General features: G+C 62.4%; 14 protein-coding genes. 13 read left to right on the top strand and 1 reads right to left on the bottom strand.

The genetic code is table 11. The features are described 5' to 3' along the window. The first annotated feature begins 361 nt into the window (after nucleotides 1-361). Nucleotides 362-526 (top strand): hypothetical protein, encoded by a 165-nt coding sequence (locus AC27GT_RS11590; RefSeq protein ID WP_487224182.1) that lies wholly within the window; start codon nucleotides 362-364, stop codon nucleotides 524-526. Between the two features lie 661 nt (nucleotides 527-1,187). Here AC27GT_RS11590 and AC27GT_RS11585 read toward each other — a convergent pair. Continuing rightward, nucleotides 1,188-2,306: a hypothetical protein gene (locus AC27GT_RS11585; protein ID WP_487224181.1), complete on the bottom strand. Its 1,119-nt coding sequence runs from the start codon at nucleotides 2,304-2,306 to the stop codon at nucleotides 1,188-1,190. Between the two features lie 1,497 nt (nucleotides 2,307-3,803). Between AC27GT_RS11585 and AC27GT_RS11580 the strand changes: the two genes are divergently transcribed. The 12 genes from AC27GT_RS11580 to AC27GT_RS11525 all read left to right on the top strand — a co-directional run bounded on the left by AC27GT_RS11580 (nucleotide 3,804) and on the right by AC27GT_RS11525 (nucleotide 16,291). Next, nucleotides 3,804-4,046 (top strand): hypothetical protein, encoded by a 243-nt coding sequence (locus AC27GT_RS11580; RefSeq protein WP_172959913.1) that lies wholly within the window; start codon nucleotides 3,804-3,806, stop codon nucleotides 4,044-4,046. Beyond that, complete coding sequence (locus AC27GT_RS11575; protein ID WP_487224180.1) at nucleotides 4,039-6,531, top strand: hypothetical protein; 2,493 nt, start codon at nucleotides 4,039-4,041, stop codon at nucleotides 6,529-6,531. The genes AC27GT_RS11580 and AC27GT_RS11575 overlap by 8 nt, the downstream gene beginning before the upstream one ends. 463 nt (nucleotides 6,532-6,994) lie before the next feature. Beyond that, nucleotides 6,995-7,639: a hypothetical protein gene (locus AC27GT_RS11570; protein WP_487224179.1), complete on the top strand. Its 645-nt coding sequence runs from the start codon at nucleotides 6,995-6,997 to the stop codon at nucleotides 7,637-7,639. 7 nt (nucleotides 7,640-7,646) lie between these two features. Then, nucleotides 7,647-8,030 (top strand): hypothetical protein, encoded by a 384-nt coding sequence (locus tag AC27GT_RS11565; protein WP_126199888.1) that lies wholly within the window; start codon nucleotides 7,647-7,649, stop codon nucleotides 8,028-8,030. A gap of 51 nt (nucleotides 8,031-8,081) precedes the next feature. Then, entirely contained in the window at nucleotides 8,082-8,540 is a 459-nt protein-coding gene (locus AC27GT_RS11560) for a hypothetical protein (RefSeq protein WP_126208752.1), read from the top strand. Nucleotides 8,541-8,659: 119 nt separating this feature from the next. Continuing rightward, nucleotides 8,660-11,635 (top strand): ATP-binding protein, encoded by a 2,976-nt coding sequence (locus tag AC27GT_RS11555; protein WP_487224178.1) that lies wholly within the window; start codon nucleotides 8,660-8,662, stop codon nucleotides 11,633-11,635. 25 nt (nucleotides 11,636-11,660) lie between these two features. Continuing rightward, nucleotides 11,661-11,903 carry a hypothetical protein gene (locus tag AC27GT_RS11550; RefSeq protein ID WP_126200111.1) on the top strand — a complete coding sequence of 81 codons (243 nt, stop codon included), beginning with the start codon at nucleotides 11,661-11,663 and terminating at the stop codon, nucleotides 11,901-11,903. After that, nucleotides 11,896-12,840, top strand: coding sequence for a WD40/YVTN/BNR-like repeat-containing protein (locus AC27GT_RS11545; protein ID WP_126200110.1), 945 nt, complete (start codon nucleotides 11,896-11,898; stop codon nucleotides 12,838-12,840). Before AC27GT_RS11550 ends, AC27GT_RS11545 begins: the two co-directional genes overlap by 8 nt. Before the next feature lie 446 nt (nucleotides 12,841-13,286). After that, on the top strand, nucleotides 13,287-14,123 hold the full coding sequence (locus AC27GT_RS11540) for a TrmB family transcriptional regulator (RefSeq protein ID WP_126187437.1): 837 nt from the start codon (nucleotides 13,287-13,289) through the stop codon (nucleotides 14,121-14,123). Beyond that, a complete protein-coding gene (locus AC27GT_RS11535) occupies nucleotides 14,110-15,081 on the top strand; it encodes a thiamine pyrophosphate-dependent dehydrogenase E1 component subunit alpha (RefSeq protein WP_126187438.1) in 972 nt (323 codons plus the stop codon). Before AC27GT_RS11540 ends, AC27GT_RS11535 begins: the two co-directional genes overlap by 14 nt. Next, entirely contained in the window at nucleotides 15,078-16,058 is a 981-nt protein-coding gene (locus tag AC27GT_RS11530) for an alpha-ketoacid dehydrogenase subunit beta (protein ID WP_126200109.1), read from the top strand. The genes AC27GT_RS11535 and AC27GT_RS11530 overlap by 4 nt, the downstream gene beginning before the upstream one ends. Continuing rightward, nucleotides 16,049-16,291 carry a lipoyl domain-containing protein gene (locus AC27GT_RS11525; RefSeq protein WP_028494456.1) on the top strand — a complete coding sequence of 81 codons (243 nt, stop codon included), beginning with the start codon at nucleotides 16,049-16,051 and terminating at the stop codon, nucleotides 16,289-16,291. The genes AC27GT_RS11530 and AC27GT_RS11525 overlap by 10 nt, the downstream gene beginning before the upstream one ends.

Raw genomic sequence — 16,291 nt, 5'->3', positions numbered from 1 at the left:
GGTAGTAGCCGTTCTTGCGTCCCCCGTGCTGGCGCAAGAAGGCTTCCCGGTCGGCGTCCAGGAGAATCTGCAAGACCTCGGTCACCGTCTGCCTCACCGCTTCCCTTAGCATCACCTGCAAGGTATCCTGGTCCACGGGGTACCTCCTTCCTAATCCTGGTACCCCCCTTTTATACACAAACCCCTACACATAATTCCTTACACGACCCTATGGCTCAGGACAGAACGTGATCTGTAGGTTTAGGGACGGAAGTTCTCCAGTGGATGGTTAGGATTTCGAGACATCTCGGACTGCGCCCTGTTCATTCCAGTGCTTACCGTTAGGGAGAAGCGAGTGTGAAGAGAAGAAAGGAGGAAGGGGATGAACGTAACTGGTTGGGGAGCTCTTCTGCTTTTCCTTCTCCTTGCCTTGTTTGCATACATGGTGCTAAAGGGACTGGGCTTTCTCCTTAAAAGGTTCATTGTTGACGTGGTGGACGAAATTCAAAAACGGCAACGGTCTGGCAAGGATGACGAAGTGAAATGACCGGCGTGTATGCTCGGATCTGGTCCTTGGGGGACCTGGTGAGGACCGGTGTGTGGTCGACTTCGCGAGGGGGCTTTGGACTTTTAACGGTTGGTGAGCCGAGGTACCCACTCTCGGACCCAAGATCAACATCAGTCTACCTCTGGGCTGGCTGATGCAATTCTTGTCACTCTTGGGGTCCTTATTGGACTTCCTCGAGTTGTGCGCTAGTGTCTTTCCCAATATTCCCGGTGGCGACATCGCTGCCGATTTCTTTACCCAACCAGGGTTTGGCATTATCTGCGCCATTCGCTTGCGATTCCCCCTGCCTCCCGTTGCCGCCGGAAAGATAAAGAATGCGCTAGAACCAGGGATTACGAGGCGACGGCCGGGGGTTCCTTGCCCCATGTCCGCTTCGGCCTTAGCGGGGACCGGGAAGCCTACTTACTTAGCGTTGCCCTTCGGGAAGGGACTTTCCCGAGCACAGTCTCGTCGAAAATCTGCGACAATCCCGTAGATATTCTGCGAGACTTCGACATGCATTGCTTCCATGTGTCCTCCGTTTCCCCGAGGTCCGCGTCCTAGGGAACAACGAATGTAGGCCTGCAGAGCTCCGAATCGCAAACCAGTACCGAGCTTATTAGGATCCCCTGCTCCCGTGACCTCCGGAACCGCCTCCTGGTCACCGAACGGTGTAGGTACCCCTGTATTCGACCGCGTAGACTTCTGTATCCGCCATTACCGTGGCAAGATCTCGAAAAGAAAACGTAAGCGGCGGGGGATCGTTGGGAGAAAGAAGAGCTTCGACCGAGGTGGTAATGGTGTCCCCAGGGGCAAATGGGGTGTAGCCCAGCGTAGCCGCCAGGTTAGGGACCTTGTACTCGTCACCCCCTCCTAGCCATCGCCTGGTTATGGTTATCCGGTAGTTCAAACTTGGGCCCGTAAGGTCCAGGTAATAAGCATATAGATCACTATGGCTGTAGGAAAGCCCCTGGACATAGGGATGGGCCTCGTCGGTAAACACTGGCGCGGTTGACCAGGGTGGGGGCAGGTGAAGGCTGAGGTTCATGGCCACGCCACTTCCCTTCACGCCTAGGATTGCGTTACCTGTGTCATTGCGGGCAACCGCCAGGGCTAGGTACCGGTCCCCTGGCCCGTTCCCCGCCACGGAACGGTAGTCGTAGGGGTCCGCAAGCGTGGTAGCCCCCACCAGGCCTCCTCCTTGGTTATCCCGACTAAGCCAATAGACCACCGAAAAGAGGGGGGTGCACCCCGCAGGGTATCCCACGGTTACCTTGTAAGCAGGCTCGATGTCGCTTGCTTTGAGCTCCCAAGAATCGGTGGCACCGTTGCGTACGTCCACACTTCGCAACGCCCTCGCCAGTTTCGGTAGAGCGTTGCCAGGGGTCCCCACTGTGACCAAGAGGTCCCGCGATCCCTGGGGTAAGGATAGGGGGACCGTAACCCGGCCATCTAGAGGGACAACTCCCCTGTTACTGCCACCCTGCCAGTCGTGGACCGTCACCGCATCTCCTTCTACCACGCTCCCATCCACCATGACAGACGAAACGTCCACCTCAACACTGTAGTTTACGAGGGTAGGGGTCAGGGTGCTGCACACCACCCGGGGGTTGGGAAGTTCTCGGTAGTGGGCCTGGATGATGAAGATTTGGGTTTCTGAGCCACTACCACAGCGCACGGCCACCCCGTAGGTCGTTGCGGCCCCGAGATCAAACACGTATATGTGGTCCGTATTGGGCTCAAAGGTCCTCCAACCCCCGGTGCCCACCTGGTAGGCCACCGCATACCCGCGGCGGGAACCGTCCACCACAGTGAGCGAAACTCTGGCACTGGCCTCGACCGTCAGGTCAAAGTCAGCCGTGCGCGTGAGGCTACCCTGGCTGGCCCGCAGGCGCAGGCGGTAGGGACCGGGTGCCAAGTCGGTTGCGGCGTTTAGTGTCAGGAAGACGCGGGTGGGATTTGCGTTAACCGTGACGCTGGTAGGCGTGTAAGTGAGGCGGCTTGGCACCGGGGAGCCGTCCCGCTGTTCCAAGGCCAGGTTTACACTTCCTCCGAAACCGTTTTGTGGGGTGACCGTGAGCTCGAGGGTAGCACTGCCCCCCTGACGTACGCTTAGGCTATTGGGGCTAACGTTAATCTCAAAACCAGGGCTGGCCCCCACCGTCAAGGTAAAGTCGGCGGTGCTACTGAGACTGCCCGCGGTAGCCCTTACCCTAAGGGGATAGGTCCCCACCGCCACGCTTCCCCCGACCCGGAGGGTTAGGGTCTGGGTGGTGCTTCCGCTTGTCAACCCAACGGTGGTGGGGGAGAGGCTTAGACCAGCAGGGGCCTGGGTGCCGTCCCTTGCCTCTAAGGTCAGGTCCACATTGCCCGTGAAACCACCCCGGGGCGTAAGGGTCAGGGACAGGGTAGCAGTTCCGCCAGCTGGTGCGCTGACACTGGATTCCCCAAGGGCCACGGTGAAATCCGGACCAGGCTGGGAGCAGGCGGCCAGAAGGGCCGCCAGGACTGCCCACCGCAAACGGGACACTCTTTGGCAATGCATGGGTTTAGGTTGTGGTGGCTGGCGTCAACGCAGCGTCAATGTGGCCTGCCCCATTCCCGAGGGCGTACTGGCCGGATACCCATGTACGTCACCTGCACATCAGGCAACCTCAATCCTGACCCCCGGCGCAATGCTTCTCATCTCGACGTACGCTGAGGAAGCACCGTGCATCGGTCATGCTAGTCGTGCGGATTCCAGTGGCAAAGAACACCCCTTTCTTCTGCAGGTGACGCAAAGCCCGATGATCCAGCAGGTCTTCCTCGCCCCCCACTTCGCGTAAGCGGTTCACGAACTTCCTCCTCTTAGATACATCTCATGAGCGAGTGGTTGCTGGCCTCGGCGTCCCGGGTTATGCACGAGGCCCAAAGCGCTTCCAGGGCCTCACCGCGCGCTCGCTAAAAGTGTGCTTGGCACATACCAAGTCCTCTGCCTCGACCAGCATTCCTCCACTGCGCCTAAGAGGGATGCGTCCTAGGGTGTCCGTCGCTACACGAAGTGCTTGCCTTAGGACCTGGCCGATCCCTTCGAGCACAACCCTTGTCCCTTTCGTTTCCTCCCAAATCTGTAGCAATTGACCATGCTCTACACCCTTGGAGGCCCAAGTATTCCGCCTTGTTTTCGGGCGCGCAATTAGGGTAAGCTTGCTCCCCTTGCTTCTTAGGCTTCAGCAAAGCCTTGAGGTGCGCCTGGCGTTGACGCACCGTTGACACTTCCTTTCCTAGCCTAGCTTTCGTGTCGGAAGCTAAGCGGGCGCAAGCGGAAGGGGTGGAGCTTTTGGTGCGCCTTGGGGCTTCCCGGGAGGGAGGTCCGTGGCGGGCGGTGGTGGTGCACCGCAAGGGAGGCCAGCGCAGGGAGTTCACCACGGCCACGGCCTTTTTGCTCTACCTGGAGAGGCTTTGCCGGGTTTCCGGCGGCCGGGCACCCAGCTTGTGCCGGCGGGTTCGACACGGGAAGCGAGGAGGGAGCGATGTTTAGAAAGGATGGCCAAGGCAAGAGCTCTGGCTCCAGGGGCCTCTCCATTGGGATGCGCTGGCTGGCCCTGGGGTTGGCGGCGGTTTTCCTCCTGGCCGCCTGCGGCACGGGGGGAGGTGCGCCGCAAACCTTCCAGCTCAGCGTGCCCGAGGCGGTTTCCGGGCCGCAGGGGTGCAACGTTTCCTTCCAGACCTATATCACCCGGCCGCCAGGAACCACGGGCCCGGTGACGGTGAGCATAACCGGTCTGCCGGCAGGAGCGGTGGCCGATACCCTTACCATCCCCGCAGGGGCGGGTGGGGGCACCCTTACCCTCCGCCTGGGCACAGCCGCCCCAGGGACCGCCAATCTGACGGTTACGGCCACCCTGGGAAGCGAAACCCGTACCGGGACGGTGAGGCTGACGGTCCAGGCCGCAAGCCCTGACGGGGTTTGTCCTGAGATTCCCGCCACCACCAAGGTGACGGACCAGGCCAGCCGGCAGGCCCTGAGCGAGTTCACCAATGCTGGGGGGAACTACACCCTGCGCTTCAGCCAGGCGACCCCGGTTCTCCTCAACCTGCAGCCCGGAGATGTTCTGGTGAGTGCCCCCAGCGAGAGGGCTCCGGGGGGATATCTGGTCAAGGTTACCGCGGTGCGGCAGGAGGGAGGGGGGGTGGTGGTCACCGGCACCCAGGCCCGGATAGAGGAGGCCATCCACCAGGGCCAGCTTATGGTGAATGACCAACCGCTTACCCCAGCGGGTCCGGTGGAGTATCTAGCCAACGGGGTGCGCGTTAGCCGGATTTCTCCCCAGTTTGAGCGCAGTATCACCTTTCAAATCACCAACGCAGTGCTCTACGATTTCAACGAAGGCGGGGTGAGTGCTCGGTTGGTGATGAACGGCAGCGTGACCGCAACTGTGGGCCTGGACCTCGTGGTGGACATTCGCACGCGCGTGGGTATTCCCCCCGTGTACCTGCACCGCTTCTTGGCTCAAGGAAGGGCCCAACTGAACGGTAGATTTGAGGTTTCGGGCGAGGCCCGCGGTAGCATCAGCCGGGAAATTCCCATCGCCCGGGTACCCTTCAGCACGATCACCTTCACCATTGGGCCGGTGCCGGTGGTGGTGGTCCCCTCGATGGTCTTCTCCGTGGGGGCCAGCGGCGAAGTCTCGGTTAGCCTGTACATGGGCACGGTAATCGAAAACTACGCTGCCGCCGGTATTGAGTACGTGGATGGTCGTGGGTGGCAGCCGATTCAGGAATTCCGACGGAACATCAGTTGGCTCGGGCCGGATCTCACCGGTGCCCTGGAGGTAAGGGGCTACGCACGGGCTGGGTTAGGCCTCGACGTCTACGGAGTTCCGACCGCCAGCGTGGGGCTGAGCGCTTACGCGCGGCTTTGGGGGCGGGCACAATCGAACCCTTCCTGCCTTGCGGCGCTGGAATACGGTCTTCATGCCGGAATCGATGCTTCGGTAGGCCTGGACGTGACCACCGCCATAGGCCTACCCGCCGTGCGCTACGACATCAACATCTTCGACCTGCGCCTTACCGGCGGCTTCAGCGCTTGCCCGCCCACGGTGCAGATCACCAGCCCCGGGGATGGCGCCAGCGTTGACCTGAACCGGAACTTTACGGTCGTTGTTAACGCCACAGACCCTATGGGTCAGCCCGTGACCCTGACCTGGGACCCGGCGCCTCTGAGCAGCTCGGGCACAAGCGCAAGCTACCGGTTCACCCGTGAAGGTCCGCAACGGATCACGGTCACCGGTACAACGGGAGACGGGAGGCGCAACCAGGCGTCCATCCAGGTGAATGTGGTGAACAGTCCGCCCAGGGCCTACATTACTCGCCCGGGTGGGCCCCAGACGTATTACAGGGATAGAGACACCGGGAGCGTCACTGTGGAGGTAGTGGGTCGGGGAGAAGATATCAACGAGGACAACCCTGCGGCTCTCCGTTGCGAATGGACCGTGGAGACAGATAGATTAACGGCCAATACGTGTACTACATCCTTTACCTTCAGCACCTCTGGACGGCGCACCGTGACCCTGGTGGTACGGGATAGCCAGGGGTTGACCTCGGCACCGGCCACGGTGGATATCACCATTTCGGATCCACCTGCCAACTACGCTCCCACAGCCTCAATTACGATAGATCCGAACCGGTCGCTTTATGACTGGAATCAAACGCTAACGCTGACTACTCTTGACGCTCGTGACCCTGACAATCCGCCCGACACTCCCCTCTCCTACCGGTGGCGGGCGGTTAAGGTTAACGATAGGGGTGAGCGCTTTGGGAGTGTGCTTAATCTGGGAACTACCCAGACTGTTACCTGGGACCTCGGGACCGCACACAGCTTCTTAACGGAACCGGGTTCCATGTGCGAGTCCTCCGAACGCGGACAGACGGTCTTGATCGAGCTTGAGGTTATAGACAGTCGTGGCAATTACAATTCGCCAACCGATAGCAGAACCATCCAGGTAGTGTGCCCTCCTGGATAAGGCGCTGCTTTGAACACGTAGGCCCCGCAACCCCAGATCGAAACTAGGGTTGCGGGGCCTCGGTCTGCCCTCGAGGTTCCCAGGCCCAATGAGCGTAGTCAAGGTTGAACCCTTCCTAACACGTGTTCCCGGAACCGCCCGGCCCCATTGGTGATCATCCTGTACTAGCACCAGAAAGTGTTCGGTAACCTTCCCTTGGCGGTAGGATTTCTGGGTTGTCCTTTATAGCCTTCATCGTGGCGCAGCGGCATTGTTCACCTCACATCAGCGTTTAGGAGGGCTTACGGTCCTGGGGTTGCGTCGCGTTGCATCGGGCAGGACCCCCTCGGAGGAAAGGGATAGCAGCCCCGGGGTCCCCGCTCCAACCCTTGCCACCCGGGGGACACGGCGCTTCTGCCGGAAGCCTTTCGGGCCTTCCACCCGGTATTGACGCTCTCATGACGCATCAGGAGGCACTGTTTTTATGGGGGTGAAGAGGGTGCATAGGAAAGATCTTTTGAGGCCGGTCGTGTGGCTTTTCCGGTGCGGTAGAGGTGCATTTGGGTGGGTAACCCGTTTTCCGGGCAAGGCCATGGCTAGGCCTAGGGGAGGGGCCGCTCGCTTTCTCGTGGCCCTCGTCCTGACGCTCGGCCTTGCCCAGGCGAACCAGCCGACCGCGGGGCCCACGGTAGGGCCCTGCAGCCTCCTCAGCAAGCAGGAGGTCCTCGAGGCCATCAAGGCTTCGGAGGCGAAGAAGCCGGGGAAACCACCCGCCATAACATGGGAGGGGGCGGGTCAGGATGAGTTCCCGGAGGGCGTAAGGTGGTGCATCTACAGCTACAGCCTTGAGTGGGCCAAGGGTGACAAGTGGAGCTATGGAATCCGCGTTTCCTACCAGCGGGACCCGGGAGCCCCGCAACTACTACGGGAGGTTAAAAGCAACGTGCGCAAGACCTTTTATTCCGTGGAGCCCCTCCGTGGTCTGGGCGAGGAGGCCTATTGGGTGGACAACGTACGCCTCTACGTTTGGGTCAAGGGCGGGCTCCTGGTCATTGACCATGGGTTCAGGGCTAACCAGAAGGAGCTGTCCATCCAGCTGGCGAAGCTGGCAATGGGACGGATCCGCTAAGGGGGTAGTGGATGGGAAGGTCTTTAGCCTCCTGACCGGTGAGGAGCTGGAAGCCGCCGTCGGCGAAGAGATGTGGGGTCGAGGCGAGGTCTTACGACACGGAGGAGGCATCTCCGAGTGCATGTTCCAGTATGAGGAAAACCGCATCTTTGTGAGATTGCGAACGGGTACCAGCTGGTTTGCCTACGTGAAGGCAGTGGACAGGGTTGGAGTCGTCGCCGGACTTGGGGAGGAGGCGTACTGGTACCCCGTTTCCAAATGCCTGCCCGTGCGGGTGAGGGGCTCCAGTTTGGAGATCCAGCTGTCGTTGCCCCCAAAGGGTCTCAAAACCAACCAGAAAGCGGCGGCCCTAAAGCGGGCAAAGAAGGCGGTGGCCCGGCTAAAACGGTGATGCAAGAGAAACCGGTTGGCGCGGATGGGGAGTTGTCCGATGAGGCTACAAATGCTCGCGATCCTGGTTGTGGCGCTGTTCTCAGCAACGGCGCACTGGAGCCATGCTGCCGAGAACGGCAAGGGGTGCGATCTGGTGACAAAGGAAGAGGTGGAAAAGATCACCGGTGAAAGGATCGATAAAGTCGAGGTTCAGTCCGGCTATGGCAACTGCCTCTACCACAGAAACGTGAACATCTTCGGGCAGAGGGTACAGGCTCCCCTGGTTACCGTTGGTTACACAAAAAGCGATGTCCAGGCCCGTTGGAATTATTGGAATTCCAGGCCGGATAAGGAGGTGGTCCATGGGCTTGGAGATGGTGCCGTGTGGTCACCGGGTGATGCCTTTCTGGTCTGCCGGATCAAGGGCGGATTGTTGATGATTTCCGTCTGGGGAAGTGACGAAAAGACTAAGAAGAAGCGGATTGCCGTGAGTTTGGCAAAGATCGCCGTGCCCAGGGTACGACCGTAACGGCATCGCTTCCATCACCTGTTTACGTGGGTCCAACGTCCGTTTCGTTCCAGGAAGCGGGATAGATAGGACGAGATCAGGTACTGGTAAAAACAACCAATTGCCCCTACAATGCAGCTATGCTCCGGCTGGAGCTCCTGGGTCCGGGGCGTGTTCTCTGGCAGGGAGAGGTTCTGAGCATTCCCCGGAAAGGTCTCCTCCTCCTGGCCTACCTGTCGCTGGAGGGGCCCGCTCAAAGGTCCTTCCTGGCGGAGTTCCTCTGGCCAGAGCAGGCCGATGCGGGCCACAGCCTGCGCCAGCTCCTGTACCTGGTGCGGAAGACGCCCGTAGGTGGGGTGATTGACCTCGAGGAGGCCCAGCTTCGCCTTCGGGAACCCCTGTCCAGCGATGTGGCGGAGATTTTGGAGGCCTCCAGGACCCAGGATTGGACACGGGTCCTGGCCCTGGGCAGGGGTTCCTTTCTGGAGGGCTTCGAGCTCACCGGCGAGCTCCAGGCTTGGCTGGAATACCAGCGGGACCGGTTTGCCGGGATCCTTCGGCAGGCCCTGGAGCAGCTTTCGGAGGCCCTTAGCAAAGACGGCCGCTACGAGGAAGCCCTGGCGCATTGTTACACCCTGATCCGCCAGGACGAGCTGGCGGAGAAGCCGTACCTTCAAGCCATGCGCCTCCTGGTCGCCATGGGGCGAGGGGAGGAGGCTTTGAGGCTTTTTGAAAGGCTAAGATCGCTGCTGCGTCGGGAGCTCGGCCTGGAACCCCTTCCGGAGATCGTTGCCCTGGCGGAGCGGATCCGCAAGGGCGAGGCCTGTGCAACTTCACCTCACGGGGTGGCTTCGGGAACACTGCCGATCAGGAACGTGCTGGTGGGGCGGGCAAGCCTCCTCGAGGCACTGGAAGGGCGGTTGAAGTCCCAGGCGGTGGTCTGGATCCTGGGGGAGGCGGGGATCGGTAAGACCGCCCTGGTGCGTCACTTCCTGGAGGGGAGGCCCCATGTGCTCATGGTGGCCCGCCCGGAGGATGCCAGCATTCCCTACGCCTCCATAGTCCGGTGGCTTTCCGGCCGGCCCCTGCCCGAAGGCTGGGCACGGGGGGAGCTGGCCCGCCTGCTCCCGGAGCTGGGGGAGGCCCCTCCCTGGGAGGAGGGGAGCCAGCTCCGCCTCTGGCAGGCCATTGCCATGACCCTGGCTTCCCCTGGTTGCCCGGGTATCTGGTGGCTGGAAGATGCCCACTTCGCCGATGCCCGGAGCCTCGAGGCTTTGGCCTTCGCCTTCGCCCGAATGTGGGAGAAAAGCCCCGATTCCCGCCTCCTCATCACCGCCCGCCACGATGAGTTACCGCCAGTGGCCAGGGGCCTTCCGTATCCTGTGGGGGCGGGCCTGGACGATCCCCTGGCCGTGGACCCCTTGGACGAGGAAGGCGTGGTGGACCTGGTCCTCGCCCTTTTCGGTCAACCGGCCAAACTCTTTCCCCGGCGCCTCCACCGGGCCACGGGGGGGAATCCCCTTTTCATCCTGGAAACCCTGCGGAGCCTCCTCGAGGCGGGGGAACTGTGGAAGGGTGAGGGAGGCCTCTGGGAAACACCCTACGACGCCAGCACCGAGGACTACCGGGAGCTTCCCGTGGCCCCCAGCGTGCGCAGGACGCTTCTCCACCGCCTGGAACGCCGGAGTTCCCTGGCCCGGCGGACGCTTGAGGTGGTGGCCATGGCGGGGGAGGCCTTAAGCCCAGAGGTGTTGGAAAGGGTGCTGGCCCTTTCGGCTTGGGAGGTGCTGGACGGCCTCGAGGAAGCCCTGGACGCCCGGCTCCTGGAAAGCACAGGCCAGGGCTACCGCTTCAGCCACGATACCATCGCCCAGGTGGTACGGGAGGCCATGCGGCCCGAGCGCATCCGGATCACGGCCTTGCGGCTGGCGCAGGCCCTGGAGGACGCCGGAGCCCCCCCGGGCCGGATTGCGGATCTCTACGCCCTCGCGGGCGAGGACATGGCGGCCCGGACGCATTTTCTCCGGGCGGCAGACCACGTGCGTGCCCAGGGAGCCTATGCGGAGGCGGACGCCTACTACCTGAAAGCCCTTGAACGCATGCCCGAGGATGATCCGGAGCGGTTCGAAACGCTCTGCCGGCGCTTCTACCTCACCCGGCAGGTGGGTTGCGCTTCGCCTGCGGAGCAGCGGTCCCAGCTCGAGGCCATGCGACAGGCCTCGCGCTCGCCCTTGCAGGAAAGCCGGGTGTGTTTCTGGCAGGCCATGCTTTCCGAGGACGAGGGAAAGCTGGAAGCCGCCCTGGAAGCTGCCCAGGCCGCCTACCGGCTGGCCCTGCCCCTGGCACCTGCGGAAGCGTTTTACCCCCTGGTCTACTCTGGGAGTTACCAGAGGGATCTGGGATTCCTTACGGAGGCCCTTAGCACGGACCTGGAGGCGCTTTCCCTTGCCCAGGGTCTGACACCCTTCCACCGGGTGGAGGCTCTGATGGCCCTGGCCACTACTCGGATGCTCCTGGGGCAATGCCAGGAGGCCCTTTCTACCCTGGACGAGGCGGAAGGCCTTCTCGCCTCCAGCGGGGTGCCCGATTCGGCCTTCTGGCTCCTTCCGGAGAGGCTTTCCCTGGTGCGCGCCCGGGTATTAAACCATCAAGAGCGTTTTGCTGAGGCCCTGCCGTGCACCGAGCCCGCCTTGGAGAAGTGCCGCCGGGGTGGAGTGAAGCGTCAGGAACTGGTCACCCGCTTGATACGCCTCCGGTGCTGGCTGGGGATGAATCGGTCCGACCAGGCGGAGGAGGAGCTGGAGGTAGCAGCCCAGCTGGCTGAGCATTTGGGAGTGTTTGCCTCCGAGGTCTGGCACCTGCGGGCGGAGCTGGCCCTGTTGCAGGGCGACCATAAGGCCTTGACGGCCGCGGAGAAGGCCCTGACCCTGGCCCGCGAGGTGCCCGCGGACCGGACCAACGCCCTTTACAGCCGGGGGGGAGCCTGGCTTTTCCTGGGGGATAGGGGCCAGGCCAGGAGGGATTTAGAGGCAGCCCTGCGGCTGGCTTCCAGGCCACGTTTTCGGGCGGTGCCCACCCGGTGGGTAGAGGCGCGCCTGGCGTTGACGCACCGTTGACACTTCCTTTCCTAACCTACCTTTTGTGTCGGAAGCTAAGCGGGCGCAAGCGGAAGTGGTGGAGCTTTTGGTGCGCCTTGGGGCTTCCCGGGAGGGCGGTCCGTGGCGGGCGGTGGTGGTGCACCGCAAGGGAGGCCAGCGCAGGGAGTTCACCACGGCCACGGCCTTTTTGCTCTACCTGGTGAGGCTGTGCCGGGTTTCCGGTGGCCAGCCTCCCGATTTGTGCCGGCGGGTTCGACACGGGAAGCGAGGAGGGAGCGATGTTTAGAAAGGATGGCGACGGCAAAAACTCTGGCTCCAGGGGCCTCCCCATAGGGATGCGCTGGCTGGCCCTGGGGCTCTCTTTGCTCCTGGGCGCTTGCAATGGATCCCCCGGTACGTCCCCTGGAGGGACTTGGACGGTTCGGGACTCGGGGACGACCCACGAACTCAAAGGCGTTGTCTTTGGCGGTGACCGGTACGTGGCGGTGGGGGAGAATCCCACGATCCTTACCTCGACTGACGGGATGAACTGGAGGAGCCAGAACTCGGGCGTGGATCGATGGCTTCAGGCCGTCACCTACGCTAACAACCTGTTCGTGGCGGCGGGCAATGGTGGGGCGATTCTCAGTTCCAGCGATGGGGTCTTTTGGAGACGCTACTTTACGGAGCTGCCCTACTCGCTTAACGGGGTCATCTACGGCAACAGCATCTTTGTGGTGGTTGGGAATAGCGGTCTCGTGCTCACCTCCCCCGATGGGGTAAACTGGACGGAAAGGACCTGGGGCCTGACGGATACGCTGTACTCTGTCATCTTTGGCAACAGCCGCTTTGTAGCTGTAGGGGACGGTGGGAGTGTCTTCACGTCAGATAACGGGCTGACCTGGTCTAGCCAGACCCCGGCCACCAGTTCGCGCCTTTACGGCGTTGCCCACGGTAAAAACCTGTTTGTGGCCGTGGGGGAGGATGGTGTCGTTCTTACCTCCGCGGACGGCATCACTTGGACAAGCCGGGTCTCGGGGACCGGGAACAATTTGTACGGCGTTGCTTTTGGTGACAACCAGCTTGTAGCTGTGGGAAGTTCCGGCCTCATCCTCACCTCTACGGATGGCATCACCTGGACACGCCAAGCCTCGGGAACCACTGAGTGGCTTTATGACGTGGCCCACGGTGGCGGCCGGTTTGTGGGCGTGGGAGCAAGTGGGACTATCGTCACCTCGCGGTAACTCCTCGAACGCCGTCACGTCGTTTTTACCCAAGCCCATACTCAGAAGTCTTTCCACGACCGGGAGCACCCCCTTTTTACCCGATACAGGGCCTGGGCCTTACCCGCTGAATTCGACGTTGCCGGGGGGGAAGGGAAAGGGAGACGGTCGGTGGTCCCAGCCCGGCACTGGCCGTTATCTGGTGGCCGATGGACTCGAGCCCGCTCTTTCCGTGTAGGGGAGGAACTGGCGAAGCGTATACACCGCTGAATGCTGCAGGAGGGGAAGCCCATCGCGGCCATTCGGCAGCGTATATGGAGCTGATCGCACACGGCCTGAGGTTGTTATTCCCCTTTCGCCTCTCCAGACGTTTACTGGCCGATATACCAGGCACGCCAGCCGATCTTGACACGGATGATGCCGCAGGATACACTGGGCCAAACGAGGTTAGGAAACTAACTACGCCCATGACCGACACGGCTACCCCTGCCATTGCGGATTTGCAAGCCCTAGGCTTCAGCCAGTACGAGGCCAAAGCTTATCTTGCCCTCCTTCGGGGCGGGCGCCAGAAGGGGTATGAAGTTGCAAAGGAAAGTGGGGTACCCCGCTCGATGGTCTACCAGGCCCTGGAGCGCCTGGTGGCCCGAGGAGCTGCGTACCGGACAGAGGATAAGGAAGGGGTTTTTTACGGAGCCGTTCCTCCTGAAGAGCTTCTCTCCCGGTATGAAAGGGATCTGGTGCGAAAGATAGCCCGCGCCAGGGAGAGCCTGAGCCGCATAGGGCCGGAGCGTCCCGCCGAGGCCATCTGGCGCGTGCGAGGCCCTGAAAGAACCGTGGGCGAGGCCCAGACCCTGGTGGAACAGGCGCACCGGGCCCTCACCCTTTCCCTGTGGCAGGAACAGCTGGACATTCTTCAGGATGCCCTGTTAGAGGCACGGAGGCGCGGTGTGCGCATCCGCCTTGTCCTTTTCGGAAACCGGGCTGATCCCGAACTGGGGAAGATCTACTACCACCACTTCGTTGACCCCAGGGTGGTGGAGGGAAGGCTTCGGGCTCGGCTTTTTGTCGTGGTGCGGGATCACGAGGAAGTGGTGGTGGGAAACCTGGTTGGGGAAGGGGAGAGCTGGGCGGTGCGGACCAGGGACCCGGCACTGGTCCTGGTGGCGGAGGAGTACGTGCGCCACGACGTGGTGCTGGCGGAGATGACCCTTGCGTACGGGGTGGACAAGCTCACCGCCCTGTGGACGGGACGGGAGGATCTCAGGCAAATGGTGACGGGGGAGGAGGTTTATGGGGCTCCTTGACCTCTACCGGCTCATGTACCGGATCCGCCGCTTCGAGGAGCGGGTGGAGCGACTCTTTCTTGCGGGAAAGATCCCTGGCTTCGTCCACCTCTACATCGGGCAGGAAGCCGTGGCGGCTGGAGTCTTGGCCCACTACCGTCCGGGGGACTACCTCACCAGCACGCACCGGGGCCACGGCCACGCCCTGGCGGTGGGGGTCGAACCGAGGGCCATGATGGCGGAGCTCTTCGGCCGTAAGATGGGGATCTGCCGGGGAAAGGGGGGGAGCATGCACCTCTTTGACGCTGACCGCGGGATGCTGGGGGCCAACGGCATCGTGGCTGGCGGTATCCCCATTGCCGTGGGTGCCGGGCTCGGGCTCCGGGTTTTGGGGCGGGAGGGGGTGGTCTTCTGCTTCTTTGGGGATGGGGCCTTGGGCCGCGGGGTGCTCCACGAGGGACTGAACCTGGCGGCCCTGTGGAAGCTTCCCGTGCTCTTTGTTCTGGAAAACAACCGGTATGCTTCCACCACCGGATTTGCGGACAGCCATGCCTTCCGTGTTCCCTCCTTGGTCGCCGCCTACGGGGTGCCGTATCTGGAAGCGGATGGGACCGAGGTGGAGGAGGTCCATGGGGCTACGGCCGAACTCCTCTCCGGCATTCGCATGGGCCGGGGGCCAGCCTTCCTGGAGGTGCACACCTATCGCTTCAAGGGGCATTATGTGGGTGATCCCGAGCGGTACCGGAGCCGCCAGGAGGTGGAGGAAGCCCGAAGAAGGGACCCCTTGTCCATCGCCCGGGGTAAGCTCCTGGCCTCAGGCGTGGCCCAGAAAGAACTCGAGGACCTGGAAAGGGAAGAGGAGGAGCTTCTGGAGGAGGCGGTGGCCTTTGCGGAAGGCAGTCCCTGGCCGGACCCGGAGGAAGCCCTGACAGACCTATTCGCCGAGCCGGTGAGCGACTACCCGTGGGGGGAGGGATGAGGGAGATCACCTTTGCCGAGGCCACCCGGGAGGCGATGGAGGAGGAGATGGCCCGGGATCCCCGGGTCTTTCTCATGGGGGAAGACATCGCCAAGCAGGGGGGCATTTTCGGGCAGTTCAAGGGGTTGCCGGAGCGGTTCGGTCTGGAGAGGGTTCGGGATACCCCGATCAGCGAGCCCACCCTGGTGGGGGCGGCCCTGGGGGCGGCGCTGGTGGGTGCCCGGCCCGTCTTGGACATCCACTTCGCAGACTTCCTCCTCCTGGCCATGGATGAGCTGGCCAACCAGGCGGCCAGCATCCGCTACATGTCCGGGGGCAAGCTCCGGGTTCCCCTGGTGATCCGGGCCCCGGATGGGGCCATCCGTTCCGCTGGGGCCCATCATTCCAAGAGCCTCGAGGCTCTTTTCCTTCATCTTCCGGGCTTCAAGGTGGTGGCCCCTGCCACCCCCAAGGATGCCAAGGGCCTATTAAAAAGCGCCATTCGGTCTGAGGATCCCGTGCTTTATCTTGAGCACAAGGCCCTTTATCCGCGAAAAGGACCCGTTCCCGAGGAGGAGTACCTGGTCCCCTTGGGCCGGGCGGAGGTGGTCCGCCCGGGGAGGGACCTCACCCTCATCAGCTACTCCCTGACCCTGCACAAGGCTGTGGAAGCTGCCGAACTCCTGGCCGGGGAGGGCGTGCAGGCGGAGGTGGTGGACCTTAAGACCCTCTATCCCCTGGACTGGGATACCCTGCTGGCCTCCGTGGAAAGGACGGGCAGGGCGGTGGTGGCCCACGAGGGGTGGCGCTTCCTGGGTCCGGGTGCCGAGATCGCCGCCACCTTGGAGGAAAGGCTTTGGGGAAAGCTCAAGGCCCCCGTGGGGCGGGTGGGAGCGGCCCATGTGCCCATTCCCTTCAGCCCTCCCCTGGAGCGCCGGGTTCTTCCCCAGGTGGAGGACATCCTCAAAGCGGCAAAGGAGGTGTTGGCGTGGCGCTAAAACCCATCCTGATGCCCCAGCTCGGCCTCACCATGCAGGAGGGAACCTTCCAGGGTTTCCTCAAGGAGGTGGGTGAGCGGTTTCGCCGTGGGGAACCCCTCTTTCAGGTGGAAAGCGACAAGGCCCTGGTGGAGGTGGAGGCGGAGGCGGATGGCGTCTTGAGGGAGGCCTTGGCGGAGGTAGGCAGAACCTACCCCGTGGGCGCAATTCTCGGGTACTACGAGGAGGTGTGA

The organism is Thermus sp. KWY1 (genome assembly GCF_057547025.1).
The sequence above is the reverse complement of the archived record's forward strand: the minus strand, read 5'-3'. Positions and strand labels throughout refer to the sequence as shown.